The following is a 16,462-nucleotide window of genomic DNA, read 5'->3' as shown; positions in this document are numbered from 1 at the left end:
GCTTAGTGCTGAATTCACTATCGGCGAAGGTGAGTTGATGGCTCATGATGTCCCTCTGGGATGCGCTCCGGATGAATATGATGATCTCATATCAGGAACTTGTTCGCACCTTCCCTAACGTAACAGCGCAGGAGCTATTTTTGCTCATATTTGCTGAAGGTCTTGCAAATCATATGGGCGTGACGGTTGAGACTGCTGCAACCATTTTGGCTGGGCAACCCCTTCTGCCTAAGCGAAAGGTCCTGGGGGCATCCGGATCACGGACAAGTATTGCCTCGAAAGTTGCACGGCGTATTTTAAAGGGAGCACGTTTCCCCGATGGCATAAGGGTCGAAACCACCATTGGTATGGGTAAGACACGTCTAACAAACAAGGTCGGGGCAGCAGTAGGGCGGGCGGTTCCGTATGTTGGCTATACTCAGGCGGTGATTATTTTTATTACGGTTGCCAGAGAAACGAGAAGCAAGTACAACCTCATCGCGCGACCTAAAGATCGTATTGGCTGGACATACTTCTGATGTTGCTTCCTGATGAGCAAGAATTACTAGATTACATCACTGAGAATTATAGTGACCGTAAAACTCCGGCAAGGAAAGAATGGACCTTCCAGGAGCATTTCAATCTCGTACCTGAAGATCTTGAAGACATGCTGCTTGACCTTTTCACCCGCTATGGCATTGAGTACAGCAACTTTGTTATGGACCATTATTTTGAACCGGAGCTGTTTTGGTTTCAGTTTCGGCTCAGAAAAAAATTCCGCGATCGGCAGTACAAGCCGCTAACCCTCAAAATGATTATTGAGTCGGCAAAAGTCGGACGCTGGCTATATGACTAAGGGGCTGAAAGCCCCTTATGATGTTTACGCCGATTGGCGCTCGTTCCATGCATCGCTAAAGATGATGTTCCCATCATTATGCTTCCAGGTGATTTTCTCGTACCTGAGTTCGACGGTTTCCATATGGTTTTCGTTAGGGTTATCGCCAGTAGCCATTGCAGGGGATATTGATACTATCCGGACGCCCTCGAGCAACATGTTGAAGTACTCTTCTTCCTGACCAGAGTAGTTAATCCGGTACCACTTTATTTCTGCAGAAACCAGACTCTGACCAGTCGCAACGGCTTTATAGAGGTATGGGCTTGAACAATCGAATTCCTTAATGATCAACATAGGCGAGTGCAGTCTCGTACCGGTTACTTTACCGGTTGCGGTATCCGTTGGGATCATAAGGTTATGGTGAAAACCTTTCACTTCAATGCTGCATTCTCTGTTTTGAACATCAACTCCACCTTTAATCAACGCACCACCATCGTCTTTCAGCCATAGATAAGCCGGTATAGCCATTCGAATATTCCTTCCTTTTTGCGTGTGGATCTCCATCCTGCTTTCGCAGACCATTCGGGCAAGCGTGCGTATACGCGTAGCTGGTATAGAAGTTCAAAACAGATCATGTTTACGGCCTGTCTTTGTTTTTTAAGACAATGACTTGATATTTTTTAACCAAAAATTAAAAAGAAAGTCTGACGCTGGAAGCTTAATACTTTGTCAGTGATTTGCTGTATGAACGGGTGGAATACCAGACTTAAGCCACCGTATTGGCTAAGAACAAAAGGGGAAGGATTGAACTGCTGGACTAGCGCAAAAGCAAAAACCCAGCCATAGGCTGGGTTCTTTAAATAGTGGTGCCCGGACTCGGAATCGAACCAAGGACACGGGGATTTTCAATCCCCTGCTCTACCGACTGAGCTATCCGGGCAACGGGGCGCATTAAACCCGATCTGCCCCGTGGCGTCAACGAAAAATGTTGTTTTCGTTACAGACTGCGCAATCTCTCACCATTTCGCCGCATCCTTAAGCGAAAAAGTGCGTCCAGAGCGCGGAGAGCGGCATCGCGATCAGCAGCGCGGGCAGCATGTTCACCACGGCAAACATCTTGATCCCACAGATGCGCAGCCCCGTCGCCAGCAGCAGCAGGCCGCCGACGGCCGTAAAGTCTGCCATCATCGCCGGCGTGGTGAGCGGGAGAATCAGCGTGGCGCAGGTGGCGAGCGCCAGCTGAATAAGCAGCATCGGCACGCAAATCGCGGCAACGGCAATGCCGAGCGTGGTGGCAAAAATAGTGGCGGTGAAGAAATCAAGAAACGCTTTTGCAATCAAAATGCTCGGGTCGCCCGTCATCCCTTCCTGCATTGAGCCGAAAATCCCTGTGCCGCTGGCGCAAAACAGAATAATGATGGCGACGTAGTTCTGAATAAACGTCTCATGCGTGCCGTGTTTCGCCTTGCCCGGTCGGGCTATCAGGTTTTTGGCTTTGCTCACCGCGCCGTTAATGCCTTTTTCCAGATAGCAGAATTCGCCAATCAGCGCGCCGAGCAGGGTGGCGAGCACCATCACGGGCAGGTTGGCGCATTTGATCACTAGCAGAATGCCGATCCCTAACGATGCCAGGCCGAATATTGAGGGCATGGAGGTGCGAATACGCTCCGGCAGCCGCTGGCTCAGCACGGCGCCGAGCACGCCGCCCAGCAGTACGGCTCCTGCGTTGATAAATGGCCCGATAACCACGTTAACTCCTGTTATTTAATCATTGATATTGCATTATTATGGCACGTCAGCGCCGCGCGGGCCTTAGCTTTGGGTGATATCAGTGCATACTGATTCCTTCTTGCACCTCAAAATAAAAGGTGACATTATTGCGCGAATTTTCTCCTCCCTGTCTCACCGCCCGGTGAGGGTAATTGCGCTTATGAAAACCATGAAAATCGCCGTCAGCCGCGAGCTGCTCTTAACCGTGTCTACGCACCGTGAAAAGGTGACGCTGGACAGCACGGATTTTACCGATGTGGCGGCCGTCGTCATCACAACGGCTGAAAGCCGCAGCGGCATCCTTGCATTGCTGAAACGCACGGGCTTCCACTTACCGGTGTTTATTTTCTCGCAGGAGCCAACGGACGTGCCTGACGGCGCCACCGCGGTCATCTCGGGTAAAGCTCAGGAGTTTCTGGAGCTGGAGACCGCTGCCAGCCGTTACGAAGAGAATCTGCTGCCGCCGTTTTTCGACACTCTGAGCCAGTATGTGGAGATGGGCAACAGCACCTTCGCCTGTCCGGGCCACCAGCACGGGGCGTTTTTCAAAAAGCACCCCGCGGGAAGGCAGTTCTATGATTTCTTCGGTGAGAACGTGTTTCGCGCCGACATGTGCAATGCCGACGTGAAGCTGGGGGATCTGCTGATCCACGAAGGGTCCGCCAAGCACGCGCAAAAGTTCGCGGCGAAGGTGTTCAACGCGGACAAAACCTACTTCGTGCTGAACGGCACGTCGGCGGCCAACAAGGTGGTGACCAACGCGCTGCTCACCCGTGGCGATCTGGTGCTGTTCGACCGCAATAACCATAAATCCAACCACCACGGGGCGCTGATTCAGGCGGGCGCCACGCCGGTGTATCTTGAGGCCGCGCGTAACCCGTTTGGCTTTATTGGCGGGATTGACGACCACTGCTTTGACGACGCGTACCTGCGCAATCTCATCCGCGAGGCGGCGCCGGAGAAGGCCGACGAGGCGCGTCCGTTCCGCCTGGCGATCATCCAGCTTGGCACCTACGATGGGACGATCTACAACGCCCGTCAGGTGATCGACAAGATCGGCCATCTCTGCGACTACATTCTCTTTGACTCCGCGTGGGTGGGCTACGAGCAGTTTATTCCGATGATGGCGGAAACGTCCCCGCTGTTGCTGGAGCTGAACGAGAACGATCCGGGCATTTTTGTGACCCAGTCTGTGCACAAACAGCAGGCCGGGTTCTCGCAAACCTCGCAAATCCATAAGAAGGATAACCACATTCGCGGTCAGGCGCGTTTCTGCCCGCACAAGCGGCTGAACAACGCGTTCATGCTGCACGCCTCCACCAGCCCGTTTTATCCGCTGTTCGCCGCGCTGGACGTGAATGCCAAGATCCACGAAGGGGAGAGCGGACGCAGGCTGTGGGCGGAGTGCGTGGAGCTGGGCATTGAGGCGCGTAAGGCGATCGTTGCCAACTGTCATATGATCAAACCGTTTATCCCGCCGGTGGTGGCGGGGCGGCCGTGGCAGGATCATCCGACGCACGCCATCGCCAGCGAGCTGCGCTTTTTCAGCTTCGAGCCGGGGGCCAAATGGCACGGTTTTGAAGGCTATGCGAGCGAGCAGTACTTTGTCGACCCGTGCAAGCTGCTGCTGACCACGCCGGGCATCGATGCCGAAACCGGGGAGTACACCGATTTCGGGATCCCGGCGACGATTCTGGCGCACTATCTGCGCGAAAACGGCATCGTGCCGGAGAAGTGCGACCTTAACTCGATCCTCTTCCTGCTGACGCCCGCCGAAAGCCGCGAGAAGCTGGCGCAGCTGGTGGCGATGCTGGGCCAGTTTGAACAGCATATTGAAGACGATACGCCGCTCGCGGATGTGCTGCCGACGATCTTTCAGAAATACCCGGTGCGCTACCGGGATTATACCCTCCGCCAGCTGTGCCAGGAGATGCACGATCTCTACGTCAGCTTCGACGTGAAGGATCTGCAGAAGGCGATGTTCCGCAAGGAGAGCCTGCCTGAGGTGGTGATGAACCCGCAGGATGCAAACCGGGCCTATATTCGCGGCGACGTGGAGCTGGTTCGCATCCGGGATGCCGCAGGGCGCATTGCCGCCGAAGGGGCGCTGCCCTATCCGCCTGGCGTACTGTGCGTGGTGCCGGGTGAAGTCTGGGGCGGGGCGGTACAGCGTTACTTCCTGGCGCTGGAAGAGGGCATCAACCTGCTGCCGGGCTTCTCGCCGGAGCTGCAGGGCGTTTACAGCGAGAAGGATCCCGACGGGATTAAGCGGCTGTATGGGTATGTTCTAAAGTAGACTCTCTCGAACGTAGGCCGGGTAAGCGTTAGCGCCACCCGGCGAAATGCCCGGTGGCGCAAGCTTACCGGGCCTACAATACTGCATCAGGCTTCTGCGCGGCGGTACATCCTCCTCGGATGCCCAATCTTGCCGTACAGCATCTCCACCGTCAGAAAACCGGCCTCCACGCAGTGCTCCAGATAGCGACGGGTGGTGGTTTTGCTTAATCCCGTCTCGCTCACCACCTCGTCCACGGTAAAGCAGTGCGTTGCCTTGTCGTTAAACAGCGCCTGCACCCGCGCCAGCGTATTTTCCTCAATGCCTTTACTGCCGTTGTCCTGGCGGTAGTTTTTCGCCTGGAGCTGATACAGCGAATCGACGTTCTGCTGGTCGACAATCTTCCAGACCCGCTGCTGTTCGGAAAACTGCACGAACCGCTCCAGCGACTGGCTGAGCCGCTTCCAGGAGACGGGTTTGAGGATGTAGTCGAACGCGCCGTTGCGGATCGCCTGGCTGCAGGTGTCCATATCGCTGGCGGCGGTGATGAAAATCACCGAACAGTTGGCGCGAGCCAGCATGGGGTCGTTGACCAGTGAGATCCCTTTTCCGTCCGGCAGATAGTTATCCAGCAGCATCAGCTGCGGCTGTTTGTTGGCAAGCTCCGCCTGGGCCGCGGCCAGCGAAGAGGCAATGCCCACCAGCCTCAGGCGCGGATGTTTGCCTATCAGCTCCGCGTGCAGCTGTGCCAGTTCGTTCTCGTCTTCAACGATCAGTACGTCGATAAGTTCATGTTGCATAGTCGGTGTCTTCCAGTTGCCGGGCGGTTCCCGCGGCCGGGATAAACAAGGAGAAAATGGCGCCGCGCGGCGTATTATCGGCAACTTCTATCGCGCCGCCAGCCTGCGTGACATAGCTTTCGATCAGATACAGACCAATCCCATGATCGCCGCGCGTTTTGGTGGTGATGCCGCGTTCAAATATCCGCTCACGGATCGCCGGTTGAATGCCCACGCCCTGATCCGCCACTTCAATAATCAGCTCCTGTTCGCTGAGCTTTATCAGCACCTCTACCGGCGCGTGGGGGAGCGGCGACCGCTGCGTCGCTTCGATGGCGTTATCCAGCAGGTTGCCAATAATCGAAATCAGCTCCTGCTCCCCCAGCGGCAGAAACGGCCTGTCCAGCCTACAGGCCGGGTCAAAGCACAGTTCGACACCTTTCTCCCGCGCGCGGGCGGCTTTCCCCAGCAGCAGGCCGCACAGGGTCGGGGAGCTGAAGCGCGACGAAATAAAGTCCAAAAGCTCCTGAGCGTGTTCCGACTGCGCCTGAATGTAGCCAATGGCTTCCTCATAGCGGCCCATATGCAGCAGGCCGGAGAGGGTGGTCATCCGGTTTAGCTGCTCATGACGCATAATGCGCAGGTTGTCGACATAGCGTTTGACCTGGCTGAGCTGGGCGCTCAGCGAGTCGATCTCGTTGCGATCGCGGAAGGTGATCACCCAGCCCTGCAGCGACCCCTCAAGCATGATGTGCACCCGGCTGGCAATCACCGTGAGATCGTTAAAACGGCAAATCTCGTCATGGGTATCCTTCGCCAGCATCGTCTGGGTATCGAAGAACGGGACCGGATCGATCACCTGGCTTATCAGCTGCCCGCGCAGCTCGCGGGCCGGCTGGCTCAGGCCGAGCAGCTTGCGCGCCGCCTGGTTGATGACCTCAATCCGCCTTTGATCGTCAATGGCAATCACGCCTTCATAAATAGACTCCATCATCGCCTTCTGCTGGCGCACCAGCAGGCCGATCTCGCGCGGCTCAAGGGAGAAAATCTGCTTCTTGATGCTGCGGGTAAAGAACCAGGAGAAGATAAAAAGCGCGATCAGCAACAGCACGGCGGCAATCAGGATATTGACCACCTTACTGACGGTAATGGTGTCCAGGTAGCTGGTGAGATAGCCGACCGAAACGATGCCGACCACCTGTCCGGCAGCGTTGAAGATGGGGGCTTTACTGCGCAGCGAAATGCCCAATCCGCCTTTGCGGATGGTGGTGGTGCTTTTACCCTGCAATACGTCTTCGTTGTCGCCGCCCACCAGCGTGGTGCCCACTCTGTCGGCAAACACCGAGTGAAAAAGATGCTGGCCCTTATTATCACCAATCACAATAAAGCTGGCGTCGCTGTGTGCAGAAATCTTCTGCATAAAATCATGGATGGCGATGATATTCTTTTGTTCAACTTCATTACGCAGTGTTGGAATAAGCGCAATTTCTTCCGCCTGTATTTTGGCACGCGTGCTCATTTCCTGATAAAGCTGTTTCCCAACATCGGCATAATAATATCCTCCCAGTAGCGCAAAAAGCACTGAAAAAAAGGCAACCAGCGAAATAAACAGCTTGATCTGGAAAGAGACTTTCATAACTATCACGCAAGGTAGCGACAAAGATCGCCAATATATCATCTTTTTTCGCGCGGACGCCCGCTTTGCCGAAAACTTGTGATCCCTTGCACAGCGGGCGTTGTAAAAGCGTTGTCCCGAGGTGGAGCGCATCTCAGGCTGCACGAATAAATGTTATTTGTTTGTTCAGTTCGGAAAAGAAACCATAAAAACCACGGCAATAAATAAGGCATAAATCACATTAAATAAAAGAAACCATTAAAACCATAGCTGCCATTAAAACTTCGCTTTTAATATGCCATCCCTCACATAAAGTAAGCCTTTGTGACTCTAAGCTGAACGCACAAAATAACCAAGGGGCTTATTATGAGCACAACTGACGATTCTTTCTCTGTTACCCACGACCCGATTGAAATTCAGCGACCTTCGCTCAAAGAGCGCTGGTGGCATATTATGGATACCTGGAAAATCGGGATTATTCCTCTGCCGCTGTTCGTTCTGGCGGGTGTGCTGATTGCGATTGATTGCCTGGGCGGAAAACTGCCGAGCGATATCGTGGTCATGGTCGCCACGCTGGCCTTTTTCGGCTTCGCCTGCGGCGAGTTTGGCAAACGCCTGCCGATTGTCGGCAAGCTTGGCGCGGCGGCGATTTGCGCCACCTTTATCCCTTCCGCGCTGGTCTACTACGGCCTGCTGCCGGACGTGGTGGTCGAGTCCACCACCAAGTTCTACAAATCCACCAACATTCTCTATCTCTACATCTGCTGCATTATCGTCGGCAGCATCATGAGCATGAACCGCACGGTGCTGATTCAGGGCTTCCTGCGCATTTTCTTCCCGATGCTGTGCGGTGAAATCGTCGGCATGCTGGTGGGGATGGGCGTCGGCCTGGCGCTGGGTCTTGAGCCGTTCCAGATCTTCTTCTTTATCATTCTGCCGATCATGGCGGGCGGCGTGGGGGAAGGGGCAATCCCGCTCTCCATCGGCTATGCCACCCTGCTGCACATGGACCAGGGCGTGGCGCTCGGCCGCGTGCTGCCGATGGTGATGCTCGGCGGCCTGACGGCAATCATCATCTCCGGCTGCCTGAACCAGCTCGGTAAACGCTACCCGCACCTGACCGGAGAAGGCCAGCTGATGCCTAACCGCGCGAATGCCGATGCCACCGTCTCTCAGCCCGCGTTCTCCGGCAAAGCGGACGTGACCACTATCGCCTCCGGCGCGCTGCTGGCGGTATTGCTCTACATGCTGGGCATGCTCGGCCACAAGCTGATTGGCCTGCCTGCACCGGTCGGCATGCTGTTTATGGCGGTGCTGGTGAAGCTCTGCAACGGCGCCTCTCCGCGCCTGCTGGAAGGCTCTCAGGTGGTGTACAAATTCTTCCAGACCTCGGTGACCTACCCGATCCTCTTCGCCGTTGGCGTGGCCATCACCCCGTGGCATGAACTGGTGGCCGCCTTCACGCTGACCAACCTGCTGGTGATTATCAGCACCGTCTCCGCGCTGGTGGCGACCGGGTTCTTCGTCGGCAAAAAGATTGGTATGCATCCGATTGATGTCGCCATCGTCTCCTGCTGCCAGAGCGGCCAGGGCGGTACCGGCGACGTGGCGATCCTGACCGCAGGCAACCGCATGAGCCTGATGCCGTTCGCCCAGATTGCTACCCGTATCGGCGGGGCGATTAACGTCTCTATCTCACTGCTGATTCTGGGCAACTTCCTCGTTTAAGTTTTCAGGAAAGAACAATGAAACTCGCAAGCTTTTTATACCAGGGAAAACGCAGCTACGGCATCGTTCAGGCCGACGGCGTGATTGATTTAGGCCGCCGCCTGGGCGACCGCTACGGCGACCTCAAGGCGCTGCTGCAGGGCAACGGGCTGGCGCAGGCCACCCGCTACCTGAACGACGCGGTGGACGTGCCGCTGAGCGCCATCACCTTCTTACCGGTGATTGAGCAGCCGGAAAAAATCCTCTGCGTGGGCATGAACTACGCCGACAAGCGCAAGGAGTTTGACCAGCATAACCCGGCCCCGACGCTGTTCGTCCGCTTCCCGGATTCCCAGACCGGCCACAATGAGCCGGTGCTGAAGCCGCGCCACTCCAGCGAATTCGACTACGAAGGCGAGCTGGCGGTGATCATCGGTAAAGGCGGGGAGAACATCAGCCGCGACGACGCCCTGCGCCACGTGGCGGGCTACAGCTGCTACATGGACGGCTCCGCCCGCGACTGGCAGCACACCTGGTTCACCGCCGGCAAAAACTGGCGTCAGACCGGCGCGTTTGGGCCGTGGATGGCGACGGCGGATGAAATCCCCGATCCGCACAGGCTTGCAATCCGCACCTGGCTGAACGGCCGCATGGTGCAGGAAGACAACACCAGCAGCATGATCCACAAGGTGGCGGAGCTGATCGAGTACATCAGCACCTTTACCCGCTTAAGCCCGGGCGACGTGATCATCACCGGATCCCCGGGCGGGGTGGGCAAAAAGCGTAACCCGCCGCTGTTTATGAAGGAGGGCGATCGCATTGAGGTGGAGATCGAGCATATCGGTCATCTGAGCAACGTGATCGTGGAAGCGCCAGCCGTCGGGCTCGCGTCAGCACATTAAGTAAGGCGGCAGCATGCACTCGCAACCCATCGATTTTCGCCACACCCTCGTGGCGAAGCATCCGGAACGCTTAAGCCAGATCCGTTACCTGCTGGCAGACAGCGGCCTTGGCCTGGACAACGACATCACGCTGTTCGTCGAAGCCTGGTCCGGCTCGCAGCTGGTGGGTTGCGCAGGGCTTGCCGCCAACGTCATCAAATGCGTGGCGGTCAACGAGCAGCTTCGCGGCGAGAACCTCAGCGCCCGGCTGCTGGCCGAGGTGGAACACGCGGCGCTGGAGCGCGGCCATTTTCACCTCTTCCTCTGTACCCGTCCGTGCAACCGGGAACGCTTTGCCCGCAGCGGCTTCTGGCCGATTGCCCAGAGCGGGAACAACGCGGTGCTGATGGAGAACACCCCGCAGGGGATCGAGCGCTACTGCCGCTCTCTGCGCGCGAACCGCAGGTGTGGGGATAACATTGGCGCCATCGTGATGAACGCCAATCCGTTCACCCTCGGCCACCGCCATCTGGTGGAGCAGGCGGCGGCGCGCTGCGATGCCCTGCACCTGTTCGTGGTGCGTGAAGACGCGTCGTTCTTCCCGTTCAGCGCGCGCCTCGAGATGGTGCGCTCGGGCGTGGCGCACCTGCCGAACGTGGTGGTGCATGAAGGTTCGCAGTACATCATCTCCCGCGCCACCTTCCCGGCCTACTTCCTCAAGGAGACCGGCAAAGTGCAGCAGGCGTGGAGCGAGATCGACGTGCTGATCTTCCGGGACTTTATTGCCCCGGCGCTCGGCATCACGCACCGCTTCATCGGTTCGGAGCCGTTCTGCGACATCACCCGTCAGTACAACCAGACGCTGCACGACCTGCTGGCCTCGCATATCGAGGTGGTGGAAATGCCGCGCATCAAGGCCGCCGGCAACGCCATATCGGCGTCCGAAGTGCGCCGCTTACTGAAGACACAGCAGTTTTCCCGGATCCGGGAAATAGTCCCGGACTCCACCTTCGCGCATCTCGAAACGCATTACCGTGCGAGTGCGGAAGTCGCTTAACTACCAGGAATTTATCATGAAAATTGTAAGGGAGGCGCTGGCCGGCACGCAGGAGTCCAGCGACCTGATGGTGAAAATCGCGCCCGCTCACGGCGAGCTGGAGATCGTCATCCACAGCGAAGTGATTAAGCAGTTTGGCGAGCAGATTCGCCAGGTGGTCAACGACACCCTGCGCGCCATGAACGTGCACCAGGGATTAATCATTATTGAAGACAAAGGGGCGCTGGACTGTGTGATCCGCGCCCGCCTGCAAAGCGCGCTGCTGCGTGCCGCCGAAGAACAGGCCATCAACTGGGGGGCGCTGAAATGAGCAAACTCCGCCGCAGCATGCTGTTCCTGCCGGGCGCCAACGCCGCCATGCTCTCAACCGCCTTTATCTACCGTCCCGACTCCATCATGTTTGACCTTGAGGACGCCGTTGCCCTGCGCGAGAAGGATACCGCGCGCATGCTGGTGTTCCACGCCCTGCAGCACCCGATGTATCAGGATATCGAGACCGTGGTGCGCATTAACCCGCTCAGCACGCCGTTTGGCCTGCTGGATCTGGAGGCCGCCGTGCGCGCGGGCGTGGACGTGATTCGCCTGCCGAAAACCGACACCCCGGACGACATCTACGAGCTGGAAGGCCACCTCGAGCGTATCGAGCGCGAGTGCGGCCGCGAGGTCGGCTCCACCCGCGTGATGGCCGCGATTGAGTCGGCCATTGGCGTGATTAACGCCGTGGCGATTGCCCGCAGCTCTGTGCGCCTCATCGGCATCGCGCTGGCCGCCTTTGACTATGTGATGGACATGCAGACCGAGCGCGGCGACGGCACCGAGCTGTTCTACGCCCGCTGCGCCGTGCTGCACGCCGCCCGCGCGGCGGGCATCGACGCCTTCGACGTGGTGTGGTCAGACGTTAATGACGAGGCCGGGTTCCTGCGCGAGGTCGATCTGATCCGCAAGATGGGCTTTAACGGCAAATCGCTGATTAACCCGCGCCAGATAGACCTGCTGCACAACGCCTACGCCCCGACGCAGGAGGAGGTGGATCACGCCAAAAGGGTGATTGAGGCGGCAGAAGAGGGCGAGCGCAACGGTCTGGGCGTGGTGTCGCTTAACGGCAAAATGGTGGATGCACCGATTATTAACCACGCGCAGGTGGTGCTGGAGCGCGCGGCGGCTTCCGGCGTGCGTCGGTAAGGATGAGATGATGAATCAGACAGAACTTCTTCACGTGAATTTTCCCCATCTGCGGGACTTAAAACCGTTTGATACCGCCCACAGCGCCACGCCGTGGCTGGCGGACAGCGACGCGAAGCACAGCCGTAAACTGTGTGCCTCCATTGAAGAGGCGGTGAAGCGCAGCGGCCTGCGGGACGGAATGACCATCTCCTTCCACCATGCGTTTCGCGAAGGCGACCGGGTGATCAACACCGTCGTGGCGCTGCTGGCGAGGATGGGCTTCAAAAATCTGACCCTGGCCTCCAGCTCGCTGATGACCTGCAACGACGCGCTGATCGAGCATATCAAAAGCGGCGTCATCACCCGCATTTACACCTCGGGCATGCGCGGCAGGCTGGCGGACGCCATCTCCCACGGGCTGATGGACGAGCCGGTGCAAATTCACTCCCACGGCGGACGCGTGAAGCTGCTCCAGGACGGGGAGCTGAATATCGACGTGGCGTTTCTCGGGGTGCCGTGCAGCGATGAGTTTGGCAACGCCAACGGCACCCACGGTAAATCCTGCTGCGGCTCCCTGGGCTACGCCATGGTGGACGCGCACTTTGCCCGCAAGGTGGTATTGCTGACCGAAGCGCTGGTGCCGTTCCCAAATATGCCCGCCAGCCTGGTGCAGGACCAGGTGGACTACATCGTGCAGGTGGAGAGCGTCGGTGACCCGGCGAAAATCAGCGTCGGCGCGGCGCGCGTCACCAGCAACCCGCGCGAGCTGATGATCGCCCGCTACGCGGCGGACGTGATCGAGCACTCCGGCTACTTCAGGCCGGGCTTCTCGATGCAGACCGGCTCCGGCGCGGCGGCGACCGCCTGCACCCGCTTTATGGAAGAGAAGATGGAGCGCAGCGGCGTGAAGGCGCGCTTTGCGCTCGGCGGCATCACCGGCAGCCTGGTGGATCTGCACGAGAAGGGGCTGATCGAAAAGCTGCTCGACACCCAGTGCTTTGACGGCCAGGCGGCGGCCTCGCTGGCGCGCAACCCTAACCACGTGGAGATCTCCACCAACGTCTACGCCAACCCCGGCAGCAAGGCGGCAAGCTGCGACCAGCTTGACGTGGTGATCCTCAGCGCGCTGGAAATTGACGTCGATTTCAACGTCAACGTCATCACCGGTTCCGACGGCGTGATGCGCGGCGCGTCCGGCGGGCACTGCGACGTGGCCGCCGCGGCAAACCTGACCATCGTGGTGGCGCCGCTGCTGCGCAGCCGCATTCCGACGGTGGTGAAGCGCGTCACCACGCGCCTCACGCCGGGTGAAAGTATCGACGTGCTGGTCACCGATCACGGCATTGCGGTCAACCCGGCGCGCCCGGAGGTCCGCGAGCGGCTGATGGCCGCCGGGCTGAAGGTGGTGGATATCAACGCGCTGTACGAGCGGGCGATTTCCCTGACCGGCGTACCGAAACCGATTGAATTTACCGACAAAATCGTCGGGGTGATCCGCTATCGCGACGGCAGCGTGATCGACACCGTGCGACAGGTGAAGGAGGAAATATGACGGTAGCGACACCCGTGCGGGCGGGTGTCAGCCTGGACGAACTGCTGGCGGCGAAAGAGCGCCGCGCGGCGCGCCAGGCTGACATGCTCGAGCACTATCAACAGCCGGTGATATCCCTCACGCTGGTTACGCCAGGGGAAATCAAGGACAGCCTGCGCTATCGCAACACCATGGGCGTGGCGCTGCAGATGTGCGACCAGCTGCTGTGGGAAAACCGCTGGCAGGTGCTGGACCGTCAGGTGCTGTGGCTCCCGACCGGGCCAGAAGCTCTGTGGTGCGTGGCCCATCCGGCGGCGGAGATCAAAGCGCACTGCGCGGATCTGGAGCAGACGCACCCGCTCGGCAGGCTTTGGGATCTGGACGTGATCTGCCCTCAGCACGGCCACGTTGGGCGTCAGTCGCTGGGGGCAAATCTCCGGCGCTGCCTGATCTGCGACGAACCCGCGCACGCCTGTTCCCGTTCGCGCAATCACCCCGTTGAGCAGGTGGTTTCCCGCGTGGAGAAGACGATCGATGACTGGTTTGCTCGCGACTAAGCCCCGCATTACGGACGTGCCTACCCTTGCTGAAGCGGCGCTGTGGCAGGAGCTGGAGCTGACGCCCAAGCCGGGGCTGGTGGACACGCTCAACAACGGTTCCCACCGCGATATGGACCACGCGCTGTTTGTCCGCAGCATCGCGGCGATTACGCCGTGGTTTTCACGCTTTGCCGAGCTCGGTAACGCGCATGCCGATAAACCCGCTGAAGCACAGCTACGGATCATCCGCCCGATGGGGATGGCCTGCGAGCAGGCGATGTACGCCGCGACGAGCGGAGTGAACACCCATAAGGGCGGGATTTTTGCGCTGGGTTTACTCTGCTTTGCCGCCGGGCGTGTGAAAAATATCTCCGCAGACAGCCTCTGTTGTGAGGTAAGTAACATCTGCCGCGGGCTGGTGTCGCGGGAGCTGGCCGGGCGCGGCGGGCAGGCGACGGCGGGCGAGCGGCAGTTTCAGCAGTACGGCTTAACCGGCGCGCGCGGTGAGGCGGAAAGCGGGTTTGCAACGGTGCGCAAGGCGCTGGCGCAGTGGAACGGACGGTCTCTTCACGGCCTGCTGCTGCGCCTGATGGCAATCAATCAGGACAGCAACCTCGTCTCGCGCGGCGGCATTGAAGGGCTACGCTACGTTCAGGTCTACGCGCGGGGATTACTGGCTAACGGCTGGGACCGCGAGGCGTTGCTTAAGATGGATAACGCATTGATAGAACGAAACCTGAGCCCGGGCGGCAGCGCGGATTTGCTGTCGGTGGGGTGGGTGCTGTCTGCAATAAAATAGCCGGGTGGCGGCTACGCCTGACCCGGCCTACGGTTTGTTTTTGTAGGCCCGGTAAGCGCAGCGCCACCGGGCACAACACACCAAAGATTAGTGCGCGATCGGCTGCGCACCGTTCGGCACGCGCACGTGCTTGTACTTGAACAGCGCGATGAACGCGAAGAACAGCACCAGCGAGTACGCCGCGAAGATCAGCCACACCGGCTGCCAGTTGGTGATGCCGTTGGTGGTGTACATCTCAACCACCTTACCGCTCACCACGCCGCCCAGAATACAGCCGAAGCCGTTGGTCATCATCAGGAACATGCCCTGCGCGCTGGCGCGGATCTCAGGCTTCACCTCTTTCTCCACGAACACCGAACCGGAGATGTTGAAGAAGTCGAAGGCGCAGCCGTACACAATCATCGACAGCACCAGCAGCACGGTACCGAACGGGCTTGGGTCGCCGTAGGCGAACAGGCCGAAGCGCAGCATCCACGCCGCAATACTGATCAGCATGACGTTCTTGATGCCGTAGCGGCTCAGGAAGAACGGGATGGTCAGGATGAACAGCGTCTCAGAAATCTGAGAGATGGACATCATCACCGACGCGTGCTCAACGATAAAGCTGCCGGAGAACAGCGGGTTGTTGTCGAAGCTGTGCAGGAAGGTGTTGCCGAACATGTTGGTGATCTGCAGCTCAGCGCCCAGCAGCATGGAGAAGATAAAGAAGATCGCCATGCGTTTGTTTTTAAACAGCGCGAAGGCGTCCAGGCCAAGCATGGTGCTCCAGCTCTGGTTTTTCTGCTGGTTAGACACCGGAATGGTCGGCAGCGTCAGGGTGAAGATTGCCAGCAGTACGGAGAGCGCGGCACCGATGTAGAGCTGCATATGGCTCAGTTCGAAGCCCGCGAAGCTGACGCCCCACATCGCCATGATAAAGCCGATGGTGCCCCAGATACGGATTGGCGGGAAATCGGTCACGATGTCCATATCCGCGGATTTCAGGCGGTAGTAGGAGATGGTGTTGATCAGCCCAAGCGTTGGCATATAGGCCAGCGAGTTAAGCAGGATCACCATGAACATCGCCCCCGGCGTGGTCACCTGGGCTGCCATAAACAGCGTCCCCGCGCCCACCAGATGGCAGAGCATGTACAGCCATTTGGCGCTTAACCATTTATCCGCCACGATGCCCAGCAGCGTTGGCATGAAGACCGCCGCAATACCGAGCGAGCTGTATACGGCACCGATTGACGCTCCGTCGAACTTGAGCGTCACAAACATATAGGAGCCGAGTGTAGTCAGCCAGCTACCCCACAGGCAGAACTGCAGAAACGACAATATTTTAAGCTGCAGCTTAAGGTTCATGTTACTTTCCTCACAAGTGAGCGGGAGATATGTTGTTTTGGGAACATTCAGGGTTGTTATTTGATGCGATTCTATCAGTTGCCAACGATATGTTTTGTTACCTCCCGCAAAAAAATGCAATCCACATTAATTTGCAGTTTGGATTGTGATGCAAATAACATTTTCGTATGGGTGGGGAGAGGGGAAG

The 16,462-nt window shown here is 58.2% G+C and carries 16 protein-coding genes and 1 tRNA gene; 11 read left to right on the top strand and 6 right to left on the bottom strand.

All coding sequences use genetic code 11. The annotated features are described in order from the left end of the window. Positions 1-71: 71 nt before the first annotated feature. Both ACJBF3_RS11450 and ACJBF3_RS11445 read left to right on the top strand, forming a co-directional pair. Positions 72-518, top strand: coding sequence for an STM2901 family protein (locus ACJBF3_RS11450; RefSeq protein WP_406545067.1), 447 nt, complete (start codon positions 72-74; stop codon positions 516-518). After that, entirely contained in the window at positions 518-835 is a 318-nt protein-coding gene (locus ACJBF3_RS11445; protein WP_045331886.1) for a DUF1493 family protein, read from the top strand. The genes ACJBF3_RS11450 and ACJBF3_RS11445 overlap by 1 nt, the downstream gene beginning before the upstream one ends. A 24-nt stretch (positions 836-859) precedes the next feature. Here the strand turns inward: ACJBF3_RS11445 and ACJBF3_RS11440 are convergent, their stop codons facing one another. The 3 genes from ACJBF3_RS11440 to ACJBF3_RS11430 all read right to left on the bottom strand — a co-directional run bounded on the left by ACJBF3_RS11440 (position 860) and on the right by ACJBF3_RS11430 (position 2,563). Further along, positions 860-1,342, bottom strand: coding sequence for an Hcp family type VI secretion system effector (locus tag ACJBF3_RS11440; protein ID WP_045331884.1), 483 nt, complete (start codon positions 1,340-1,342; stop codon positions 860-862). A gap of 336 nt (positions 1,343-1,678) precedes the next feature. Beyond that, positions 1,679-1,754, bottom strand: a tRNA-Phe gene (locus ACJBF3_RS11435). 95 nt (positions 1,755-1,849) lie between these two features. Further along, a complete protein-coding gene (locus ACJBF3_RS11430) occupies positions 1,850-2,563 on the bottom strand; it encodes a DUF554 domain-containing protein (protein WP_045329315.1) in 714 nt (237 codons plus the stop codon). 181 nt (positions 2,564-2,744) lie between these two features. Between ACJBF3_RS11430 and ACJBF3_RS11425 the strand changes: the two genes are divergently transcribed. Beyond that, complete coding sequence (locus ACJBF3_RS11425) at positions 2,745-4,880, top strand: ornithine decarboxylase (RefSeq protein ID WP_045329314.1); 2,136 nt, start codon at positions 2,745-2,747, stop codon at positions 4,878-4,880. A gap of 86 nt (positions 4,881-4,966) precedes the next feature. Here ACJBF3_RS11425 and ACJBF3_RS11420 read toward each other — a convergent pair whose 3' ends face one another. Both ACJBF3_RS11420 and ACJBF3_RS11415 read right to left on the bottom strand, forming a co-directional pair. Continuing rightward, the gene (locus ACJBF3_RS11420) at positions 4,967-5,659 is read right to left on the bottom strand and encodes a response regulator (protein WP_045329313.1); all 693 of its coding nucleotides are present in this window, start codon (positions 5,657-5,659) and stop codon (positions 4,967-4,969) included. After that, positions 5,649-7,274 carry a sensor histidine kinase gene (locus ACJBF3_RS11415; RefSeq protein ID WP_045329312.1) on the bottom strand — a complete coding sequence of 542 codons (1,626 nt, stop codon included), beginning with the start codon at positions 7,272-7,274 and terminating at the stop codon, positions 5,649-5,651. Before ACJBF3_RS11415 ends, ACJBF3_RS11420 begins: the two co-directional genes overlap by 11 nt. A gap of 345 nt (positions 7,275-7,619) precedes the next feature. Here ACJBF3_RS11415 and ACJBF3_RS11410 point away from each other — a divergent pair, with 345 nt between their 5' ends. Genes ACJBF3_RS11410 through citG form a run of 8 tightly spaced genes read left to right on the top strand, consistent with a single transcriptional unit; the run spans position 7,620 to position 14,931 of the window. Beyond that, entirely contained in the window at positions 7,620-8,981 is a 1,362-nt protein-coding gene (locus tag ACJBF3_RS11410; RefSeq protein WP_045329311.1) for a 2-hydroxycarboxylate transporter family protein, read from the top strand. Positions 8,982-8,998: 17 nt separating this feature from the next. Continuing rightward, a complete protein-coding gene (locus ACJBF3_RS11405; protein ID WP_045329310.1) occupies positions 8,999-9,862 on the top strand; it encodes a fumarylacetoacetate hydrolase family protein in 864 nt (287 codons plus the stop codon). 13 nt (positions 9,863-9,875) lie between these two features. After that, positions 9,876-10,898 (top strand): [citrate (pro-3S)-lyase] ligase, encoded by a 1,023-nt coding sequence (gene citC / locus ACJBF3_RS11400; protein WP_045329308.1) that lies wholly within the window; start codon positions 9,876-9,878, stop codon positions 10,896-10,898. A gap of 16 nt (positions 10,899-10,914) precedes the next feature. Beyond that, positions 10,915-11,208: a citrate lyase acyl carrier protein gene (gene citD, locus ACJBF3_RS11395; RefSeq protein WP_045329307.1), complete on the top strand. Its 294-nt coding sequence runs from the start codon at positions 10,915-10,917 to the stop codon at positions 11,206-11,208. Then, positions 11,205-12,080: a citrate (pro-3S)-lyase subunit beta gene (gene citE / locus ACJBF3_RS11390; protein WP_032640621.1), complete on the top strand. Its 876-nt coding sequence runs from the start codon at positions 11,205-11,207 to the stop codon at positions 12,078-12,080. Before citD ends, citE begins: the two co-directional genes overlap by 4 nt. A 10-nt stretch (positions 12,081-12,090) precedes the next feature. Beyond that, the gene (citF, locus tag ACJBF3_RS11385; RefSeq protein WP_045329305.1) at positions 12,091-13,614 is read left to right on the top strand and encodes a citrate lyase subunit alpha; all 1,524 of its coding nucleotides are present in this window, start codon (positions 12,091-12,093) and stop codon (positions 13,612-13,614) included. Next, positions 13,611-14,150 (top strand): citrate lyase holo-[acyl-carrier protein] synthase, encoded by a 540-nt coding sequence (gene citX, locus ACJBF3_RS11380; RefSeq protein WP_045329303.1) that lies wholly within the window; start codon positions 13,611-13,613, stop codon positions 14,148-14,150. Before citF ends, citX begins: the two co-directional genes overlap by 4 nt. Further along, positions 14,128-14,931 carry a triphosphoribosyl-dephospho-CoA synthase CitG gene (gene citG / locus ACJBF3_RS11375; protein WP_045329301.1) on the top strand — a complete coding sequence of 268 codons (804 nt, stop codon included), beginning with the start codon at positions 14,128-14,130 and terminating at the stop codon, positions 14,929-14,931. The genes citX and citG overlap by 23 nt, the downstream gene beginning before the upstream one ends. An 87-nt stretch (positions 14,932-15,018) precedes the next feature. Here the strand turns inward: citG and ACJBF3_RS11370 are convergent, their stop codons facing one another. Beyond that, a complete protein-coding gene (locus ACJBF3_RS11370) occupies positions 15,019-16,275 on the bottom strand; it encodes a nucleoside permease (protein WP_023618641.1) in 1,257 nt (418 codons plus the stop codon). Positions 16,276-16,462 lie beyond the last annotated feature (187 nt).

The sequence above is a fragment of the Enterobacter sp. PP-008-ECC_S150 genome (genome assembly GCF_045257065.1).
Lineage (GTDB): Bacteria > Pseudomonadota > Gammaproteobacteria > Enterobacterales > Enterobacteriaceae > Enterobacter > Enterobacter chengduensis.
Note: the sequence above shows the minus strand (reverse complement) of the source record. Positions and strands in the feature narration are given on the sequence as shown.